The organism is Hydrogeniiclostridium mannosilyticum, from assembly GCF_003268275.1.
Lineage (GTDB): Bacteria > Bacillota > Clostridia > Oscillospirales > Acutalibacteraceae > Hydrogeniiclostridium > Hydrogeniiclostridium mannosilyticum.
In genome coordinates, this window is the sequence record NZ_QLYR01000001.1 from 247084 (window position 1) to 264712 (window position 17629).

A 17629-nucleotide genomic window follows, 5' to 3' on the forward strand; every position below is an offset into this window, starting at 1 on the left:
AAGAAAGAAACCGCTGATTTAGAGGCCGCCGTTCTCATCCGCTTCCTTGATTTTGGCAAGGCCGTCGAGGGTGGTGCAGATGAGATTTCGCTTTTCAGCGGCTCCAATTTCAGCAGACATACTGTGGCTGATTTCATTCCCGCACACCACCAGCATACGGCACCGGCCCAGCTTCTGACGGGCGATGCTGTGGAAATCCCTCTTTTCATCGGCATTATCCGGCTGGAGGTACTGCGCTTCACTCAGCTTCGGGCAGATGGGGACGTATCCGAGCTCATAAACCTTGCGGCAGTAGCGTTTTAATAGGCGGGGCGCGGCGTCGGAAGCCGCGCAAATGTAGGCGAATGCTTTTTCCATGATGATTTTCCTTTCCTTCATATATATCTGATAAACTGGCAGTGGCAGGCTGGTTGTCCATGTGGACGTCCAGCCTGCCGTTTGGTTTTCTGTTGGTCATCCACGTGGACAACCACAGGATGATTCGGCGGTTTCTTCCGCTTCGGTGTGGGCTTCCAAAGCGAAGCGCACCCGGTCGGAACCCAATTTGTAGTAGGCGTCGGTAACTTCCACGCCTACGGCTTCGTATCCCTCCAGCTTGGCGGCGAGGACGGTGGTTCCGGCCCCGCAGAAGGGATCGAGGATGCGACCGCCCGGTACGCAGATTTTCACCAAATCCCGCATAAGCTGCAGGGGCTTCTCGGTGACATGGGTACGGTTCTGCGGGTTGGCATAGCGAAATACTCCCGGAAGGCATCCCACAGGGCGGTTCACCGGCATGGGGCCGTTGCTGCCCCACACCACATATTCGCTCTGCTGGCGGAAACGGCCTTTCTGGGGGCGGGAAGTCATCTTATCCCAAACCACCGAACCGCGCCAGATCCATCCGGCCCATTGGAGAGCGTCGGTGATGGAAGGGTACTGCCGCCAGTCGATGAACAGGCAGACCGGCGCTCCCGGCCTGCAGGCTTTCCGGGCATCGGCCAGCCACTCCGCCATCCATCTCGTCCAGCTTCTCTGATCCCGGTTATCCCCGTCAAAATCCGGCAGGGCGTTCTTCGGGTCCATGCTGCTGTATTTCTGGTTGGTGGTACGGTTTTTCTCCGAGGGTTTCCAGCCGCCCGAAGCATAGGGCGGATCGGTGATGAGGGCGTCGAACACCTGCGGCTTGAATGCCCGGATGATCTGCAGGGTGTCCCCATGCAGGATGCTCCAGCCATCCCCGCCGCTGTGTTTCATGGGCAGAATGGTTTCATCAACAATTTGAGACAGTTCTTTCGTTTCGTTCAGAGGCATCTTCCTTTCCTTGTTTGGTTATCGTTCTTCTCCGCGATGGTGCTTTTTCATGGCACTCCGCTGCTTGGGTTGGAAACCGGGCAGCGGAGTGAGAAGGGATGATTCACGCTTGAATTTGCGCTCAATAGCAATATTGTCCGGCCCGATGTGAATCACATCGCTGGTAGGGTTGTCAATCATAACGCCGGGGAGGATAACCGCAGTTTCATGAACTTCAATTTCCCCGCCAAGTTCGCCATAAACAGAAGCTTTCTCCATAACAGTGGGGATACCGCCGGTTACAGCGTTCGCAAAAAGTTTGGCGTTCCCCGAGATATGGACGTCGCCATGGACATAACCGGCAGCAATGATGGCGTAGTCCTCTACAATGGCATTTCCACCAATTCTGCTGGGGCCGGAGATGGAGGCGCAGCCACGGGCACAGGAATAATCCCACAGGATGGCATCTCCATGTATATATGCTTCTTCTGCTGCGACCGCATTGTCTGCAACCCAGCTTTGCCCATCCTGACTCAGATTCTCCTCTGACTGCACAAAACCGCCAAGGTCACCAACATGAACGTCCTCTCGGACGTCTCGAAGAGCTCGAATGCGATGCAGCCATGGGTATTGTGGATGGGCGATATTGGTAATCTCATACTTTCTAATCATCTTGCTTCACCTCGTTCCTTTTTGGTTTTTGCAGGAACTTTCTCCGACAATTCCGTTTCCACATATTCGCTGATGATGTTCAGCGCTTTGTAATAATCCCCGGACTGGTAGACACGGCTGCTCATCTCTTTGGCCTGTTGCGGCTGTCCATTTTCTTTCAGCAGCCGGGATGCCCTGCCGAGAATAGCGAAGATATTTCCATCCTGTCCCACCAGCTTCATTTTCGGGCGTTTGGGAATCGGCTGTTCTTTGGAAGCTTCTGTGTCCTGCACTTGTTCTACTGTAAAGTCAAAGGGTTCTTCTGCAAAGTGAACATACAGCACGCCATCGCCGGTCTGGATTTCCTGCTGCTCGAATCCCTCGCCCCAGCCATCGGAAAACTGCCCCTTGAGATAATCCTGAAGATCCTGCATTTCTGCTTCTGTGAGAGACGCCTTCAGCTTTACCGTGGTACAGCCCATGAGTTCCCCATCCCGGATTTCCACCGTGGGAACGGCGCTCAGTACCTTTTTCTTGACGCCGGGATTTCGATCCTCGTCAAAGTAGGGCATTAAATTCCCGCCGTCATCGCTGTCGCGCTGTTCCACGGCTTCCCGGATGCTTTCCTCGTAGTAGGCCATGTCGACGCCTGAAAACAGCGTGGGGTAATCGGCCACGCCGTTGTTCCAGCCATATTCGTTTACATCGTTTTTGTAGAAATCCCCGGTCAGCGGGGAATAGAGTTTCAGCGTGATTTCATTTTCTCCGATTCGATATCTCTCCCTTCTAAAGAGAATAAGCCGCCCTTTGACGGGCGGCCTGTTCTTCCTGTTTTTCTTTTGCTAAATCAGCATAATCGCAGCCATCTTTTCCCGGCAGGTTCTCCACGATGCGGTACTTGCCCTGATAGGCTTTTGCCAAATGTCCGGCTGCCCATCGTCCCGCAAAATCGCTATTGGTGCAGATTTCGATTTCCTTAATTTCCGGGTGCCGATTGAGGAATGCTTCCAGCGCGGGCGGCTTTTTGAAGGAAAAGGGCTGCGTTTCTTGTCCTTCCTTGGGGGCATAGATCCCGCCAAGGGACAGCCGCCATTTATCCGAAGTCCCTTCCAGCGTCAGATGGGCAAGGGCTTCGATGGCCGCTTCATAAACTGCCAGCCGGTTGGTTTTTCCTTTGGGCGGGAGGCAGAAGCAGTATGCTTTTTCGCTGCCGGATACCTCCGCCTTGAAAGGCTTTCCTTTGGTGTAAGTACCCCGCAGGAACGCATACTGGGCAGTACCGGCTTCGTCTTTTCCAACGAACACGGCATTGTGGTAATCGGCGCTTTCATAGAGTATCCCCGCCCGGACGCAGGCTTCGATGACCTTGCGGCTGATCCCGCGCTTCATCAGGTAGGCAAACACCCTGCGGTTATTCTCCGCTGCCGGAGGAAGTGCAAACTCCTTTTTCTGCTCCGGCTGGGAAGATGGCGGAATATAGCCGGGGCTTTCTTCGCACAGGGCCAGCACCGCGTCTACAAACTTTACCCCTTCCACCTTAATGAGATAGTCGAGGGCGGTCTTGCCGCCGACATCCCGGCTTTTCCAATGCCAGAAGCTGGTTTCTTCGTTGATTTTGAAGCTGTCGTGCGCTCTCAGCTGAAATTCGCCCCGGCTTTCGGCTTTGACCAGTTCTCCGGGGCGGTACCGCTGCAAAAATTCAATGGCGGTCATTTGTCTGGCGGCGGCAATTTGTTCTTCGCTTACTCCGGGCATGGAGAGACTCCTTTCCTGTTAAATGACAGCCGCCCGCAGGATTTTCGCCTGATCGGTGCGTTCCCACGGAAATTCCGGCTTGCCGAAATGCCCATAGGCGGCTGTCTGTGTGTATCTTGGCGTTAAAAGGTTGAGCTGGGAAATGATCTCCGCAGGCGTTAAGCCGAACACGAAGCGCGCCGCCTCCGCCAGACAATCGTCGGCGCAGACTGTGCCGGTACCGAAGGTATCCACCTCCACCATCACCGGCTCGGCTTTCCCGATGGCATAGGCAAGGGTGACTTGGCATTTTTCGCACAAGCCCGCCGCTACAAGGTTTTTGGCGATATATCTGGCCATGTATGCGCCGGAACGATCCATTTTTGTGGGGTCTTTCCCGGAAAAAGCGCCGCCGCCGTGGGGAGCGAACACGCCGTAGCTGTCCACCATAAGCTTTCGCCCGGTGAGGCCGGTATCGGCTTCCGGGCCGCCCAGAACAAACCGCCCGGAAGGGTTCAAAAGGATTTTCGTATCCTCATCCGGCGGCAGGGCCTGCAGCGCCGGGGCCAGCACCTTGTCGGTGAGTTCCCAGCAGAGTTCGTCCATGGGTTTCTCCGGGCTGTGCTGGGCCGAAAGGACAACCGTATCCAGCCGCAGGGGCTTGCCATCCTCGCCGTATTCCACGGTGACCTGTGCTTTCCCGTCCGGGCGCAGGCCCTGCATCACCCCGGTTTTCCGGGCGGCAGCAAGGGCGCTGGTGAGGCGGTGGGCCAGCATAACCGGCAGAGGCATCATCTGCGGGGTTTCCGAACAGGCGTAGCCCACCATCACGCCCTGATCTCCGGCCCCCAGCTGCAGGGCGGGCTGATCTTCAGAGGGATTTCTTCTGCGCTCTAACGAACAGTCCACCCCTGCGGCGATATCCGGGCTTTGCTTATGGACGAGGCACTGGATGGCGTATCGTGCCGGATCATACCCTACCTTTTGAAGAACAGAACGGGCGATGGCGGGGATTTGCGGCTCAAACAGGCTGGTGATTTCTCCAGCCACGATAACCTGCCCCTTGGTGGCCAGCACTTCGCAGGCCACACGGGAAAGGGCGTCGTGGGCGAGGCATTCGTCCAGCACGCTGTCTGCGATGATGTCGCACAGCTTATCCGGGTGCCCTTCCGTCACAGATTCGGCGGTATAAAATTGGTTCATTTTCTCATTTCACCTCCAAGGAAAAAGGCTTGAGGCTTTTCCCGATTGATTCATAGTTTTCAAAATGCACCTCGCAGCCTAAGAGGTAGGACACGGCTTCTTCCCATTCCTTTAAGGGGTATTTTTCCTTGTCCGGCAGGCGGTATAAATCCCCAAGCGCCGCCCATTTAAGCTCCGGCTGCAGGCGCAGGTTGGAGATATAGGTGCGGCGCTGTTTGGCTATCACATCTAAAAGTCCGTTTTTCTTCAATCAATCCCTCCAGTGTAACAAAAAATATGGGCGGGGTACCCTGTGGCATCCCGCCCGGTTTCATGCTTCCGCTATTTTTTCCTGCTGTTACGGATATGCAGGAACACAAGGCCGCCTAAAATGACAGCGCATAAGACAATCAAAATAATGGCTTTTGGTTCCATAGGTCGATTCTCACCTCACTTCTGTGGCGACGACTACCGTGCGGGCGCTTTCCCACTCATAGGAACAGGTGACGAGCGTCAGCAGGCGATGGTCCGCGCCGGGGATGGTTTCGGGTTTGTAGAGCGACTGTGCGAAGAGTTCCTTCTGAAAAGACAGGAAATCCCCATCGTCCGCAAATTCGGTGCGGTTAAAGGGGAACTTTTGAATATCGGTTTTCAGCACAGCCGCAATGCGGTATTCCCGCAGCCCATCGCTGGTCTGCAGGAGGATTTTGGAATGCTCTTTTCGGAAGGCTTCATCCGCCATTTTCTGGAGCACGGCGAACATGGTCCCATCGTTCATGTTGTGCCCGTAGACTACAAGGTTTTTGCTTTCCGGGGAACAATCCCACTGAAAGAAAATGCTTCCGGCAGTGCGATGCTCGCCCTTGTAGGTGCGCCGCAAATAGTATTCGGGGTCATCGGCGCTGCTCTGCAAAACCGGGTAATCCACACAGGTGCCGGGGATAGAAATCCAACCCTGAATATCCGGGTATTCGGCCTGCAGGGCGGAGAGAGCCACAAGGGATTCCGGTTCCGGCTGTTCTTTCCCAGCCGGTAGCTCCCCGGAGGATTCTCCGGGGAGGGGCTGTGCGTATTCTTCTTTCAAATTCTGTGCTTCTCTGTTGGTCAGTCCCGGTTGGAGCACCAAGAACCAGAGAAGCCCCAAAAGACTCAGGCACAAAAGGCCGATGCAAAATCCTTTCAGGAAGATTTTCATTCTTCTGCGCCCTGATCCTCATCGCCTGTGGCCTTTTTCTTTTTGCCTGCAAAGCGCAGGACAAGAAGCCCGCCAGCAGACAAAACCGCCAGCACGGAAAGGCCAATTAAAACAGCGGGCGTCCACGGGTGGTCGCCGGTCTGCGGCACAGTGGGAACCTCCGGCACCAGCTTGTTGTGCATCTTGACGGTCGTGGTTTCTCCCGCCTTAATTTCTATGGTCTGGTCATCTGGCAGGATGTACTTTTCGGCGTCCTCGCCAGCCACTTCGGATACGGTGTATTCGCCTACACGGAGTTCCGCATGGATTTCGCCCTTTTCATCGGTCTGGAACTCCTGCTCATAGGGGTTGCCCATGAAGTCGGTGCCGCTGATTTTGAAGGTGCGCCCTTCAATCTTATCGTCATCGGCTGTCTTTACCACCTTCAGGGAACCGGTCTGCGCTTTGTTGAGGAAGCCAACGCCAGCTTCGGTTTCGATCCGCACAATCGCTTCATTTTCGGTGATGGAGAAAGGGTAATACCCATCGTCCTTCTGGAAAAATTCCGGGCTTTCCTTTTCATGCAGGAAGTAATTTCCATACACGAGGTCCTTCATCTGATAGAGGCCCGGCTCGGTTTCGACCATTTCTCCCGCCAGCTTATCGATATCCGCATTGAATTCTCCGTTGTTATCTACATCGGCGTAAACTTCAAAAACAGCCCCCGACAGCTTGTGGTCCGGGTAGTCGGCGTCCACCTTGGTGGTTTCTGCGGTACCCTTGATGATCTGGTTTTCGATACGGATTTCAATGGTCTGCCCGTCCTCGGTAATTTCAACCGGGAAGGTTTCCTCCGTCAATACGAAGGCTGCCGGAGACGCGATTTCCCGAACCAGCCAATTTCCAACCGGTACCTTGTCAAATTCAAAGCACCCGATCTCATTGCTTTCGGTAACCAAAAACGCGGTTTCTTCGGTGAATTCGGTTTCGTCGAAACGGAACAGGCCGATTTTCGCGCCTGCCAGTTCAAATCCATCCTGATCCACCTTCCAGCCGGATATTTTGCCGCGCTTTAAGGTATTTTCAATGGCCTCTCCATCGTTCACTTCAATTTCCACTTTCGCCACATCCTGTCCGGCATACTCAAACACCACAGGGTATTTTTGGTCGCTCAAAATGTAGTGATCGTCGGTTCCGATTTCCTGCACATACAGGGAAGCCCCGCAGGGGATGTCGGTTGTAAATACGGCGTTTCCATTCTCGTCAATGCCGATGGTTTCCATCAGCCCGTCTGCCGGGATGGAGGTACCATCGGAGGCGGTCAGTTGTTCCGCAGCGAACAGTCCGAAAGTAATGTTTTTCCATTCCTCATTCATGCCGAGGGAGAAGGTTTCGTCCTGTTCCAGCAGCTTCTTAAGGGAAATCTCCACTTTCTGGCGTTCATTGACAAAGCCAACGCTGGCAGAGGTAATCTCTACTTCCTGACCGGCATAGGGCAAAACGACTTCCTTGGGTTCAGGATCGATTACCATGCCATCCGGCGCAGTGATTTCCTTCACCTGATAGCGGCCGAGATATAAAGGTTCCGAGGTGGCGGTTCCATCACTTCCGGTGGTCAAAGTAGCCGCCAGTTCGCCTGCTTTCATGTGGACGGTTCCGTCCGGGGTAACGACATCTTCCAGTGCAGTGATTTCATAAACAGCGCCCGGCTGGCCCTGCACCTCATACTGAGGCTGGTACATCCCGCCGGATTCTACAACATGGCTGAATACTTCGCCCTCTTTGGAAACCGTAATCGTTCCCTTTTGCGGGATATTGTATTTCTCTACTGTAACCACGTCCTGTGAACCGTCCACCACAAAGGGAACCGGCTCTTTGTCAAGAACATATCCCCATGGACTCTGCTGTTCATACAACTCGTAATTTCCAAACGGAAGCGGTTCCGGCAGCATGAGGGTTCCTGTGGCGTCCGTCACGAAAGTGTCGATATCGATGGGACTGGGGTAGTTGATATGCTGTACCACCCACTCGCCGGTATCAGCGTTGCGGATTTTGACTGCTGTTCCCGCCAGAGGAATGATTTTGCCGGATTCGGCGTCTTTCTTCTCGAAACGGATAAGGGAGGTAAAGGTGGGGTTATTGAGAATGAAATAATAGGTTTTACCGTGCTCGGAAATGAACACAGAAAAGTCCGGGACAAATTTCTGTCCTTCCGCACCTTTGGTCTGATGCACGATGTACAGACCATACGGAAGATCCTTTGAACGGGCAAATCCATAGGAATCGGTGGTCAACAGGTCACGCTCGGTTTCTTTTGCGTTCTCATAGCTGCCTGCGCTGGCCAGATAAATCTGGAACTGCGCTCCTTCTTCCGGCTGTTCGATCTGCACATCGTCGCTGGAGGCTGCGGCGGACAAAGGAAGAACAGGGGCTTTGGAGGCAAGGCTGGCAGCTGCAGGAATGATTTCCGGCACAGATGATACGCTTGGGGCAGGCTGCGGCTCGCTTTCCGGCGCGGGGCTGCTTTCAGGGGATGGTTCTTCAGCAGACTCTGCCGTGGGTCCGGATTCCGCGCTTTCTTCCGGCTGGCTGGAGGAAGCATCCGCATCTTCCGGCACAGGGGTGGATTCCGAGATCCCCGAAGAACTGGAGGTGGGCGCTTCCTCGACAGAATTACTTTCTGCCGGTTCTTCCACCGGGACATCTTCAACAGGGACGCTCTCTGCGGGATTGCTTTCCTCAGCAGGCGCATCCGACTGTGGGGCGGGTTCTTCCTGATCGGGGATGGCAGGCTGATCCGTATGCTTGGTGATGGCGATGCTGCCGAGGATGACGTCCTCTGTGGCAGTCATGGGGATGCTGTTGTTCTCCAAGGTGAAATTGCCCGGTTCCGCGCCTACCGGGTAGACGGTTTCGTCCAGCAGGTACCCCTCGCTGGGGGAAATTTCACGGATGCTGTAATCCGGGCCGCAGGGGTATTCCTTGGTGGTGAACTTGCCCCCGTTCGCCGTGGTGTAGGTATCCAGCAGGGTTTCTCCCTTGAACATCCCGTACACAGCGCCATCCAAGGTGGAATCGCCCTGTGCTTCGCCGGTGGCGGAGTCCACTTTCTCCATCTCCACGGTGAATTTCTTCAGGATATTGGAAAAGCTCACGCTGGAGGTCCGGCCGGGGTAGATGGTTACCTGCTGGGATTCGGGCTGGACGTATTTGTCCGGGGCCTTTTCGGTTACGGTGTAATTTCCAGCTTGGAGGTTATCCACGCGAATGGTCCCATCCGGCCCCGTCACCACATCCTTTTCAACACCGTTGCCGGAGATGTGGAAAGGAATGCCGGAAACCTCTCCATCTTCAGAGGTTTTCACAAGCTGCAGGGTACCTGCTTTGATTTCAAGGGAGAAGTAGCATTTCACCGGTTCTGCGGAACCTTTCACATCGAAGGTGACCACGTTCTGGTACTCGTCCCGCAGCCAGTATTTGGTACCGCCCGTTACCACGCCGGGAACAGAAGAGGGCAGCCGCTTTTCGGCGGTAATGGTACCGAATTCCTTTTTATCGGTGGAAATACGAAGCTGGTTCCCGCTGACGGAAAAATCCACGCCCGGATAGCTGACCGCGAAATTTCCCAGCACATTGTTCTCATCCACCAGTGTGGTTTCGTTTTTTCCATTGCTCTCGTTGTATTTGAGGTCATGGGTATATGCTCCGACCGCGCTGGGATCGCCGGTAGCAAAGGACGGGATGGTGTGGTAATTCACGACGTTTTCCCGAAGCTGATAGAAGATAGGCTTCGCGGCGGGGCTGTTTGCGGTGAATTCATTGACGATCTGCGTTTCGTACCCGGTCCCCAACTGCCCATGGGCAATGAGCCAGATGAGAATTTGGGTGGCGATGTACTCGTCGATGGCACTGCCGCCGTACTTGGTTCCGGTTTCCACGTTGTATCCCAAGGTCAGGGCGGTGTTAATCATGGATTTCTGCCCGGCGGTAAAAGCGGCGTAATCATCCGACTGGTCATAACCGATCCCTGTGTGTACGCCTACACTGAACTGGATGCAGTAGGCGGTGCGGAAGGCTTTCAGGTCGTTGATCCGCAGTTCGGTGAACTTATCGGAGTTGTACCCGCCGAACGGGGCCGGAAGATTGGAACTGAGGGAATATCCTCTGCTCTTGTGGTCGATCATGGAGATGTACCCGTCATACTCATATTCTTTGGCAAAAGCGCTGCTTGGGAAAATCCCAAAACAGAGCAGTACCGCCATCATCATGGACAGCAGCCGTTTCAGATGTTTTTTCATACGATTCTCCTTTTAGACAAAATAAAAAAAGGCCCCCGCAGGCTGGGAGAGAGCTCTCAGTCCACGGGGGCCAGTGTTCAGATTATCGTTCTTCGCCGCTTTTCCGGCGATGGTGTTTTTTCTGCGGAACTGCTTTCTTCGGCAATTCCCTTTGGGTAAGCCAGACTGCTTCCAAAACAGGGGCGATTTCGATCCCATTCTGTCGGCAGCCGTTTAGGATTCCTTCCAGATAGGCTTTGGAGGGCATGGCAGGGACATCCTTGTAAGGGCTGTTCATGGTGTAGGCCATGATTTCCCTCTGCCGTCCATTCCGATCCGTCACGGTGACAGGTTCCTTCCCATATAGATAGGGAAATCCCTCGTAATGGTCCAGATGCTGTTCATCCTGTTCGGAGATCCGCCACAGGACGCCATCCACACAGCTTCCTTCTGCCGGAAGAATGGTGGCAACGCCATTCCCGCCGCCGTTCATGCAAAAGGCAAGGCGGTATCCTTCCAAGCGGACGGTATCCACCACTTCCGCATCGGGGCAGCGAAACGCCATCTGGTTTAGGTTCATATTGCTTCCATAAGCAAAATAGAGTTTTTCGTTGGTTTTCATCACCTCTATCGTTCTTGGTTTCGGCGGTTCTGCAGGCTGGGGTATTGGGCTTTGTCATACCGCCACGCCCGATCGCCGGGAAGGTTCGAGAGCAAGTGCTCCCGCACATTTTTGTATTCCGGCCCGATGAGGCCCAGCCGCAAAAGAAAGGTGCGGAAGGTAAAGGCGGGGTTTTCGCTGATCTCGGTTTTTCGCATGACGGTCCTGCTCTGGTTGATAGCCTGTGCGGAAATCGCCAGCGCCAGTGTGATATTCGCCCGAACCTTACCGGCATGGAGGGTGCTTTCAAAACAGCGCCATTCCAAGGTGCCGCGATAGAACACCGAATGAAGGTTCAGGGCGTAATACCTTGTCCAGTTGTAGTGCTCATAGCTTCCGTCAGAACCCTCATACCATTCCCGCCTTAACCGGTCCATGGTGGTATTGGTGGGAAGCTTGCGGATTTTCTCCAGCATGGGTTCCCGCACCTTCTGGCACCAGCGCTCCACCCGGTGTTCATTGACATTGAGGGCTTTAAACAGGATATCCTCTTTGGAATACATAATGGAAAGGGCGTTTTTGAGACTTTGCGGGGTATGTTTGGAGGCGTTCACATGGACGTGCATCCCGCAGCTTTCATTCACCACAGCCCCCGCATGGCGGAGGGTGCGGACAACCTCCTGCAGCTTCGGCATTTCCCTGTATTCCAGTTTGGGGGAATTCATTTCCACCTTGTAGGCGCTGTCACCGATGGCAAGCAGCTGCCGCCCGATCCGGTGGGAACCATGGATGCTGGAGTCGTAGACAAACCGCCATGTTTTCCCCTCATTGTCGGTTACCTCCCACGGGTCATAGGTGCGGGAAGAACGGGAATGGACAGCGGTGGTCCCGAACAGGGAAGCCACCGCTTCCGCCGCCTGCTGGCGGGTCAGCCCCGTCATCTCAATTTCACAGCCAAAATATTGGTCTTTTAAATCAATCGATGGTGGTCACCTCCCGTTTTTTTCGAATTGTTATGGGTTTTAAATATCACGCTCCTTCGCTAAAATGTAAATATATATGAAAACACCCCCGCAGGCGGCTGGGGCTGTACCTCAGTCCTGCGGGGGTGTTGTTGGCTTTTTATTCGTAGGATTCTTCTGTTTCAAAGGATTCGTCGGTTTCTATGGCATCGTCATCCGGCTCGGTTTCTTCATCCTCATCCTGATTCCAGCTTTCCGGCATGGCATCCTCATCGTCCCCGCCGTTTTCGGGGCTTTCTGCGGGTTCCCAGCCGTTCTCTGCCTGTTCCTCATGCTCGGCGGCTCTGGCGGCTTCGAATTCTTCTTCGGCTTCCTCCAGCGCCTGTTCGATCAGCCCGATGACGAATTCCTTTTGGGTGAGGCGGCGGTGATAGGCTTTCTCGTAGCGGTCAAGGTATTCCTTCACCCTCTGGAACAATTCCTCGCTTACCTGAAATGCTAATGTCCTTCCTTTTTCCATAGTCTTGTTAACCCCTTTCTCATAATGTTCCCGGATAACCATTTCGATGAATTTGCTCATGGTGCTTTCCGTTTCCCGGATTTCCTCGCTAATTCGGTTATGCAGATCCAGCGGGATTTTACAGGTTACGCCCTTGGTTTCCATGCTCCATCGCTCCCTTTCAATTTTTCTCCCTTTCGGGCAACACAAGCATATCGAAAAAGCTGGGATAAAGCTATCACCAAGAGCAACAACCTTTCAGCCAAAGCAGGGGCAACATACGTCACAACCAATAAAGGCCGTGTTGGGGGTTTTCAGCGGCTTGGCCCTTCCATTTTCTTTTGCTTTTTTGGGGTAACTGGCTGCATATCCTCAAAGAAATATCCGGCCATCTGCTTCATCCGGTTAAAATCCTGTTCTTCCGGTATTGCAACCGTCAGGACAACGGCGTCTGAGATGCGGCTTTTTCCGTTTTCCCGGTAGTATTCCTCAAAACTGCCCCACCAGCCATCCGCGCCGGTCCTGATTATATCGTCGCGCCCGTCAATGCTGAGGTAATAGCGGGCGGTATCCACGCCGATGGATTTTCCATCTATTTTTTTGGAGGCGTAGATCTTCTCATCGGCATAGACGTCTATGGTCTGCCTTGGGGCAAGGTAAAGCGTCATCGTCCGGTCTGTGTATTCGGGGTATTTCTCATTCGGCTTCTCCAGCAGGACAAGCCGGGCCGCGTCGAAGGATTTGGGCGGTTTGTAATCCACGGTGAGGCGTTTGAGCTCGGCCCCTTTGAAATCCTCGAAATACAGGGGATCGCCAAACACAATGTGCTTGGGGTTTTTGATTTTGTAGATTTCTTTTCTCATCAGTCGGTTCCTTTCGTTTTAAACAGAGTTAATCTTCTCCCAGCAGGGAACCGAGGAAGCCCATCATCTCCTGCGGGATGGCTTCCTCCGGCTGCTTCACAGGCTGGGAAGGGACAGCTTGCAGTTCTTCCCGCAGCACCCGCCGCAGGGTAGTTTCAAAGGTTTCCTTTTCTTCGCTCTCCAGAATCGCCTGCACCAGAAAGGCATTTTTCTGCCCGTCCGGCACAGCCTGCAGGATTTCCCAAGCCCTGCGGTGGCGCTCATTCTGGAGGTTGGGGCGGAAGCCGAATAGGGGCCTGTTCATCCCTTGCTCACACTGCCCGACAAATGCCCCAAAATCCTCTCGAATCCTTCGGCGTTCACACGTTCGTCAATCAGGGCAAAAGTCCGGCACAGGCTGTCCTGTTCGCTCACGTTGCCCTTGACCACCGCCGCGCCGCCGCCCAGCATGACTACCGGGATGGCTTTGAGGTCAAACCCCGATTCCATGGCTGACGAGAGAAGCCGTTCGGTGTAGAGACGGCCCTGCTTTTGGATGATGCTTCGGGCGTCCTCGTCCATGCTGCAGGGCTTTCCCGCCAGCACTCGTTCCACCTGCGCGTCGGTCACAGACAGTCCGGTATCCCGGCGAATCTGTTCCTTCGTTTCGTCAATGCAGCGGATCATGCCGAGTTCCAAGCTGCGGCAGGTCGAAGCGTTTGGGACGCCGTTGTCCAGCCGCATGAGATCCACCGTCCAGCCACCAATGTCCATAAGCAGGACAGAAGGTTCGTTCTGGATGAGCTCCGGGTGGATGGCGATGGCAGAATACCCCTGCGGGAACAGCTTCACATCTTCGATGGTGATTTTATAGGCGATTCCTTCGAACCGATAACTGACCGGCTGGGAAGAACGCAGAAGGTATTCCCGGAAGGGCTTTTTCTCACGGCCAAAGCCAGCCAGAGGTAGCCCTGCGGCAAGCTTGACGGAACACTCTGGCATTCCGCCCCGCTGCTTGATCTCCTTGGCGATGGCGGCAAGGGTAAGCAGGTAGTAATTGTCGTTCTCCATTTTGTTTCGCAGGATCGGCTGTCTGCCGGTTCCGCAGACATAAAACTTCCCGCCGTACTCCAATGTGTTCTGCAGGGTGTAGGGTTCGTGGGAATATTCCGAGATACCGGCTGGGAAAGAAAAATGCCGGGTTTTGATGGCGTAATAGCCGTGGTCTATACCGATGTTCATGATTGTTAGCATCCTTTCTTGACGGTTGTTGAAAACTTGGAAGGTTTACTGGTTTGGAGTAAGCTTGCTGGAGGGAATCCTGTTCTTTCCCAGCCAGGTAAGTAATTTAGGGGGTGAGGGTGTGGGAGAGGGGGAAAGCGAAGAGTCGCTGCGAAAAACCTCCCCGGCGGCCTGCCGGGGAGGTTCTAAAAAAGGGCGCACTACCCCCTTGTATCTTGAGGGCTTAAAATTGGCCCGTTTTGGGGATTCGTCAATCTGTCTATGAAACTGCCGGAAACTTCTACACTTCTGGCAACGGGAAAAAGGTGTAAAACGCAAAAAAGCGGGGCCTCCGGCCTGAATTTTCAGGCGGAAGCCCCGCTTTGACGGATTTTGCTGCGGTTTGCTGTTTGGACATCTACGGTAAAACCGTTTTTCGGATTTTGCTCCAAAAAGCCCGCAAACCCGCATGAATACTGAAAAAAATTGGGTGACATCTTTTTTGTCACCCAATCATGGTGCGGGTAAGAGGACTTGAACCTCCATGAAATTGCTTTCATATGGACCTGAACCATACGCGTCTGCCAATTCCGCCATACCCGCTTATTTACTGTCCGTGACAGCTTTTATATAATAGCATATGCCCGAATCATTGTCAAGCAGATATTTTTATTTTTCTTGTAAAATTCGCGCAATAATTTTAGGACACAAAATTCTCCTTGTAAAATTCTTTTATTTTTGGCATACTTAAATTATATACAATACCAATTTTAATCAAAATGTAACCCCGAAAGGAGCAATTGCGAATGAACATCGCTATTCCTGAAATATTAACACAGCGGGCAGCCGACCTGAAGCATTACTATGAAGCACATTACCCTTCCCTCGCCTCTCTGGCGGAGCCTTGTTTTCTTAACACCATACAGACGACTGTCAAGCAGCTTGAAGATGGTAGCTATTTTGTCATTACAGGGGATATTCCGGCTATGTGGCTGCGAGACTCTGCCGCGCAGGTAAAGCCCTATGTACAGTACGCAAACGGTTCACCGGAGCTTCAGCAGATTTTAGAGGGCATCATTGCTAAACAAGCAGCGTGTGTTTGTATTGACCCCTATGCCAACGCCTTTAACGAATCTGCCAGCGGTGTTGGCGCAAAGGACGACACGCTGCTAGACACCCGCGTCTGGGAACGCAAGTATGAAGTAGATTCTCTTTGCGCTCCCCTGTACCTCTCATACGAATACTGGAAAACAACCGGTAAGACCTCTATATTCTCAATGACTTTTTATGATATGCTGCGAAAAATTCATAGCTTGTTTACGCTGGAGCAGAATCACAAGCACTCCTCTTATTATTTCCGCCGGACTGGCTGCCCCCATTCAGACACCCTGCCCTGGCGGGGGATGGGGCGCCCCGTCAATGTCACCGGCATGACTTGGTCCGGCTTCCGGCCTTCTGACGACACCTGCAAATTCGGCTACCTCATCCCCTCCAATATGATGGCTAAGGTTGCATTGGGTTACGGCCGTGAAATTTTAGAAATAGTCTACCGCGACAATGACCTGGCGCAAAAATACGCTGATTTAGCGGAAGAAATTTATTGGGGGATTGAAGACTACGGAATTGTCAGACATCCAAAATACGGCGATATTTATGCCTATGAGACAGACGGCTTTGGCAATTACAACCTCATGGACGATGCCAACTCGCCAAGCTTACTGGCCATGCCTTACCTTGGCTATTGCGGCAAAAACGATATGCGCTATCAAAACACCCGCCGTTTCATCCTTTCTGCTGATAACCCCTATTATGTCGAGGGCAAGCTTGCCAAGGGGGTGGGCAGCCCGCATACACCCGCAGGCCACGTCTGGCCTATCGGTATTGTTATGCAGGCCCTAACTTCCGACAGCCGGGAAGAAATCCTTTCCTGTCTGGATATGCTGTCCAAAACACATGCAGGTACGAATTTTATGCACGAATCCTTTGACCCCAACCGGCCGGAAAACTTTACCCGCGAGTGGTTCGCCTGGGCCAATACCCTCTTTGCACAGCTGCTCAACACCTTAATGGATAATCATTTTTTTAATTAGGGGTAGACGAACAGGAGAACGCCTTATGAATGAGCTTTTACAAATTGTTATTGAACACGGCAAGAAATATCCCGCCATGCAACCTGACGACGCAGTAAAGCTGGTTTATCAAAACGAATTTGGCGGCGGACATTTTATTCAAAATCCTAACGCCTCGCTGCTCCGCCTGAAGGAAGAGCAGCAAAGGGCGGCTTCCGTTCAAATATCCACTTCTGCTTTGGAGGAGCTCGGCAACAAACGCCAGCGCTTTTATCTGGCGGCCGCCGATCCAGTCGAGCTTCCTATGGAATGCCTCAACGAGCTTTTCATTCGCTCTTCAGCCGTGCATACCGGCACAAAAGAGGGCCTCACGACAAAGCTTGAGATTTTAAGACAGGCGGCTTCGGATGGATATCTCCCCTTTTCCCCTGGGGCTTTGGACGAATTTTTGGTAAAATACCAAGCAGACGGCTTTCCTGCAATTAGCCACAGTGCTGTTTATAAAAAGGCCTATCATCCGGCATACCGTGTTCTCCATCGAGATTATACAATTTTGCTCCCCGTACTTTTTCAGGTAAACCGGCTCTTAAAAGAAAAGCAACGGGTTACCATTGCACTGGAGGGTAATGCGGCCGCCGGTAAAAGTACTCTTGCTGGGCGGTTAGCCGAGCTCTACGATGCCAACGTCATCCATATGGACGATTTTTTCCTTCCTCCTTCCATGCGTACGGCGGCACGTTACCAGGAACCCGGGGGCAATGTGCATTACGAACGCTTTCAGGAGGAGGTTCTAGCTCCATTGGCGGCTTCCGTTCCGTTTACCTACCGCGTTTTTGACTGCCATTCTGCCGCTTATTCTGAAAAAAAGGCCGTCAGTCCCAAGGCTCTCAATATTATCGAAGGCGTTTATGCTATGAATCCCCATCTTCACACTTGTTACGATCTCTGCGTATTTGTCGATATTTCGCCGGAGGAGCAGGCGCGGAGAATTATTGAAAGAAACGGACCGGAATTATCCAAGCGGTTCCAAGAGCTGTGGATTCCACTGGAAAACCGCTATTTCGATGCATACCATATCAAGGAACACTGCAATATTATTTTGTCTACTTAATTTCACTCTACCGTTTACAGACTTCCTGAACAAA

17 protein-coding genes and 1 tRNA gene are annotated in these 17629 nt (G+C 53.1%); 2 read left to right on the forward strand and 16 right to left on the reverse strand.

Annotated features, from left to right (window positions below):
• Positions 1–18 precede the first annotated feature (18 nt).
• The 16 genes from DPQ25_RS01205 to DPQ25_RS01280 all read right to left on the reverse strand — a co-directional run bounded on the left by DPQ25_RS01205 (position 19) and on the right by DPQ25_RS01280 (position 15018).
• Positions 19–357 (reverse strand): DUF7768 domain-containing protein, encoded by a 339-nt coding sequence (locus DPQ25_RS01205; protein WP_112331353.1) that lies wholly within the window; start codon positions 355–357, stop codon positions 19–21.
• Positions 358–453: 96 nt separating this feature from the next.
• Positions 454–1236 carry a DNA-methyltransferase gene (locus tag DPQ25_RS01210; RefSeq protein WP_407928148.1) on the reverse strand — a complete coding sequence of 261 codons (783 nt, stop codon included), beginning with the start codon at positions 1234–1236 and terminating at the stop codon, positions 454–456.
• Positions 1237–1311: 75 nt separating this feature from the next.
• The gene (locus tag DPQ25_RS01215) at positions 1312–1944 is read right to left on the reverse strand and encodes a hypothetical protein (RefSeq protein WP_112331355.1); all 633 of its coding nucleotides are present in this window, start codon (positions 1942–1944) and stop codon (positions 1312–1314) included.
• Positions 1941–2600 (reverse strand): hypothetical protein, encoded by a 660-nt coding sequence (locus tag DPQ25_RS01220; RefSeq protein WP_242978183.1) that lies wholly within the window; start codon positions 2598–2600, stop codon positions 1941–1943. The genes DPQ25_RS01215 and DPQ25_RS01220 overlap by 4 nt, the downstream gene beginning before the upstream one ends.
• 109 nt (positions 2601–2709) lie before the next feature.
• A complete protein-coding gene (locus DPQ25_RS01225) occupies positions 2710–3678 on the reverse strand; it encodes a DUF3991 and TOPRIM domain-containing protein (RefSeq protein WP_112331357.1) in 969 nt (322 codons plus the stop codon).
• A gap of 18 nt (positions 3679–3696) precedes the next feature.
• Positions 3697–4860, reverse strand: a complete 1164-nt coding sequence (gene metK / locus DPQ25_RS01230; RefSeq protein WP_112331358.1) for a methionine adenosyltransferase — start codon at positions 4858–4860, stop codon at positions 3697–3699.
• 4 nt (positions 4861–4864) lie between these two features.
• Positions 4865–5110 (reverse strand): hypothetical protein, encoded by a 246-nt coding sequence (locus DPQ25_RS01235; protein ID WP_112331359.1) that lies wholly within the window; start codon positions 5108–5110, stop codon positions 4865–4867.
• Between the two features lie 174 nt (positions 5111–5284).
• Positions 5285–6034 carry a class B sortase gene (locus DPQ25_RS01240; protein ID WP_112331360.1) on the reverse strand — a complete coding sequence of 250 codons (750 nt, stop codon included), beginning with the start codon at positions 6032–6034 and terminating at the stop codon, positions 5285–5287.
• Positions 6031–10311, reverse strand: a complete 4281-nt coding sequence (locus tag DPQ25_RS01245) for a SpaA isopeptide-forming pilin-related protein (RefSeq protein ID WP_112331361.1) — start codon at positions 10309–10311, stop codon at positions 6031–6033. Before DPQ25_RS01245 ends, DPQ25_RS01240 begins: the two co-directional genes overlap by 4 nt.
• A gap of 82 nt (positions 10312–10393) precedes the next feature.
• Positions 10394–10912 (reverse strand): gamma-glutamylcyclotransferase family protein, encoded by a 519-nt coding sequence (locus DPQ25_RS01250; protein ID WP_112331362.1) that lies wholly within the window; start codon positions 10910–10912, stop codon positions 10394–10396.
• Positions 10913–10917: 5 nt separating this feature from the next.
• A complete protein-coding gene (locus DPQ25_RS01255; RefSeq protein ID WP_112331363.1) occupies positions 10918–11871 on the reverse strand; it encodes an amidoligase family protein in 954 nt (317 codons plus the stop codon).
• Between the two features lie 142 nt (positions 11872–12013).
• A complete protein-coding gene (locus tag DPQ25_RS01260) occupies positions 12014–12517 on the reverse strand; it encodes a hypothetical protein (protein ID WP_112331364.1) in 504 nt (167 codons plus the stop codon).
• A 149-nt stretch (positions 12518–12666) separates the two neighbouring features.
• Positions 12667–13215, reverse strand: coding sequence for a hypothetical protein (locus tag DPQ25_RS01265; RefSeq protein ID WP_112331365.1), 549 nt, complete (start codon positions 13213–13215; stop codon positions 12667–12669).
• A 28-nt stretch (positions 13216–13243) separates the two neighbouring features.
• Positions 13244–13519: a plasmid segregation centromere-binding protein ParR gene (locus tag DPQ25_RS01270; RefSeq protein ID WP_112331366.1), complete on the reverse strand. Its 276-nt coding sequence runs from the start codon at positions 13517–13519 to the stop codon at positions 13244–13246.
• Positions 13516–14436, reverse strand: a complete 921-nt coding sequence (locus DPQ25_RS01275) for a ParM/StbA family protein (protein ID WP_112331367.1) — start codon at positions 14434–14436, stop codon at positions 13516–13518. The genes DPQ25_RS01270 and DPQ25_RS01275 overlap by 4 nt, the downstream gene beginning before the upstream one ends.
• 495 nt (positions 14437–14931) lie before the next feature.
• Positions 14932–15018, reverse strand: a tRNA-Leu gene (locus DPQ25_RS01280).
• A 203-nt stretch (positions 15019–15221) separates the two neighbouring features.
• Between DPQ25_RS01280 and DPQ25_RS01285 the strand changes: the two genes are divergently transcribed.
• Both DPQ25_RS01285 and DPQ25_RS01290 read left to right on the forward strand, forming a co-directional pair.
• A complete protein-coding gene (locus DPQ25_RS01285; RefSeq protein ID WP_112331368.1) occupies positions 15222–16505 on the forward strand; it encodes a glycoside hydrolase family 125 protein in 1284 nt (427 codons plus the stop codon).
• Between the two features lie 25 nt (positions 16506–16530).
• Positions 16531–17595, forward strand: coding sequence for a uridine kinase family protein (locus DPQ25_RS01290; protein WP_112331369.1), 1065 nt, complete (start codon positions 16531–16533; stop codon positions 17593–17595).
• The last annotated feature ends 34 nt before the right edge of the window (positions 17596–17629 follow it).

Coding starts and splice junctions, on each gene's coding strand:
- DPQ25_RS01225 (WP_112331357.1), bottom strand. CDS start 3,678: ATGCCCGGAGTAAGCGAAGAACAAATTGCCGCCGCCAGACAAATGACC.
- DPQ25_RS01210 (WP_407928148.1), bottom strand. CDS start 1,236: ATGAAACACAGCGGCGGGGATGGCTGGAGCATCCTGCATGGGGACACC.
- DPQ25_RS01270 (WP_112331366.1), bottom strand. CDS start 13,519: ATGAACAGGCCCCTATTCGGCTTCCGCCCCAACCTCCAGAATGAGCGC.
- DPQ25_RS01285 (WP_112331368.1), top strand. CDS start 15,222: ATGAACATCGCTATTCCTGAAATATTAACACAGCGGGCAGCCGACCTG.
- DPQ25_RS01205 (WP_112331353.1), bottom strand. CDS start 357: ATGGAAAAAGCATTCGCCTACATTTGCGCGGCTTCCGACGCCGCGCCC.
- DPQ25_RS01275 (WP_112331367.1), bottom strand. CDS start 14,436: ATGAACATCGGTATAGACCACGGCTATTACGCCATCAAAACCCGGCAT.
- DPQ25_RS01245 (WP_112331361.1), bottom strand. CDS start 10,311: ATGAAAAAACATCTGAAACGGCTGCTGTCCATGATGATGGCGGTACTG.
- DPQ25_RS01265 (WP_112331365.1), bottom strand. CDS start 13,215: ATGAGAAAAGAAATCTACAAAATCAAAAACCCCAAGCACATTGTGTTT.
- DPQ25_RS01290 (WP_112331369.1), top strand. CDS start 16,531: ATGAATGAGCTTTTACAAATTGTTATTGAACACGGCAAGAAATATCCC.
- DPQ25_RS01215 (WP_112331355.1), bottom strand. CDS start 1,944: ATGATTAGAAAGTATGAGATTACCAATATCGCCCATCCACAATACCCA.
- DPQ25_RS01260 (WP_112331364.1), bottom strand. CDS start 12,517: ATGGAAACCAAGGGCGTAACCTGTAAAATCCCGCTGGATCTGCATAAC.
- DPQ25_RS01240 (WP_112331360.1), bottom strand. CDS start 6,034: ATGAAAATCTTCCTGAAAGGATTTTGCATCGGCCTTTTGTGCCTGAGT.
- metK (WP_112331358.1), bottom strand. CDS start 4,860: ATGAACCAATTTTATACCGCCGAATCTGTGACGGAAGGGCACCCGGAT.
- DPQ25_RS01250 (WP_112331362.1), bottom strand. CDS start 10,912: ATGAAAACCAACGAAAAACTCTATTTTGCTTATGGAAGCAATATGAAC.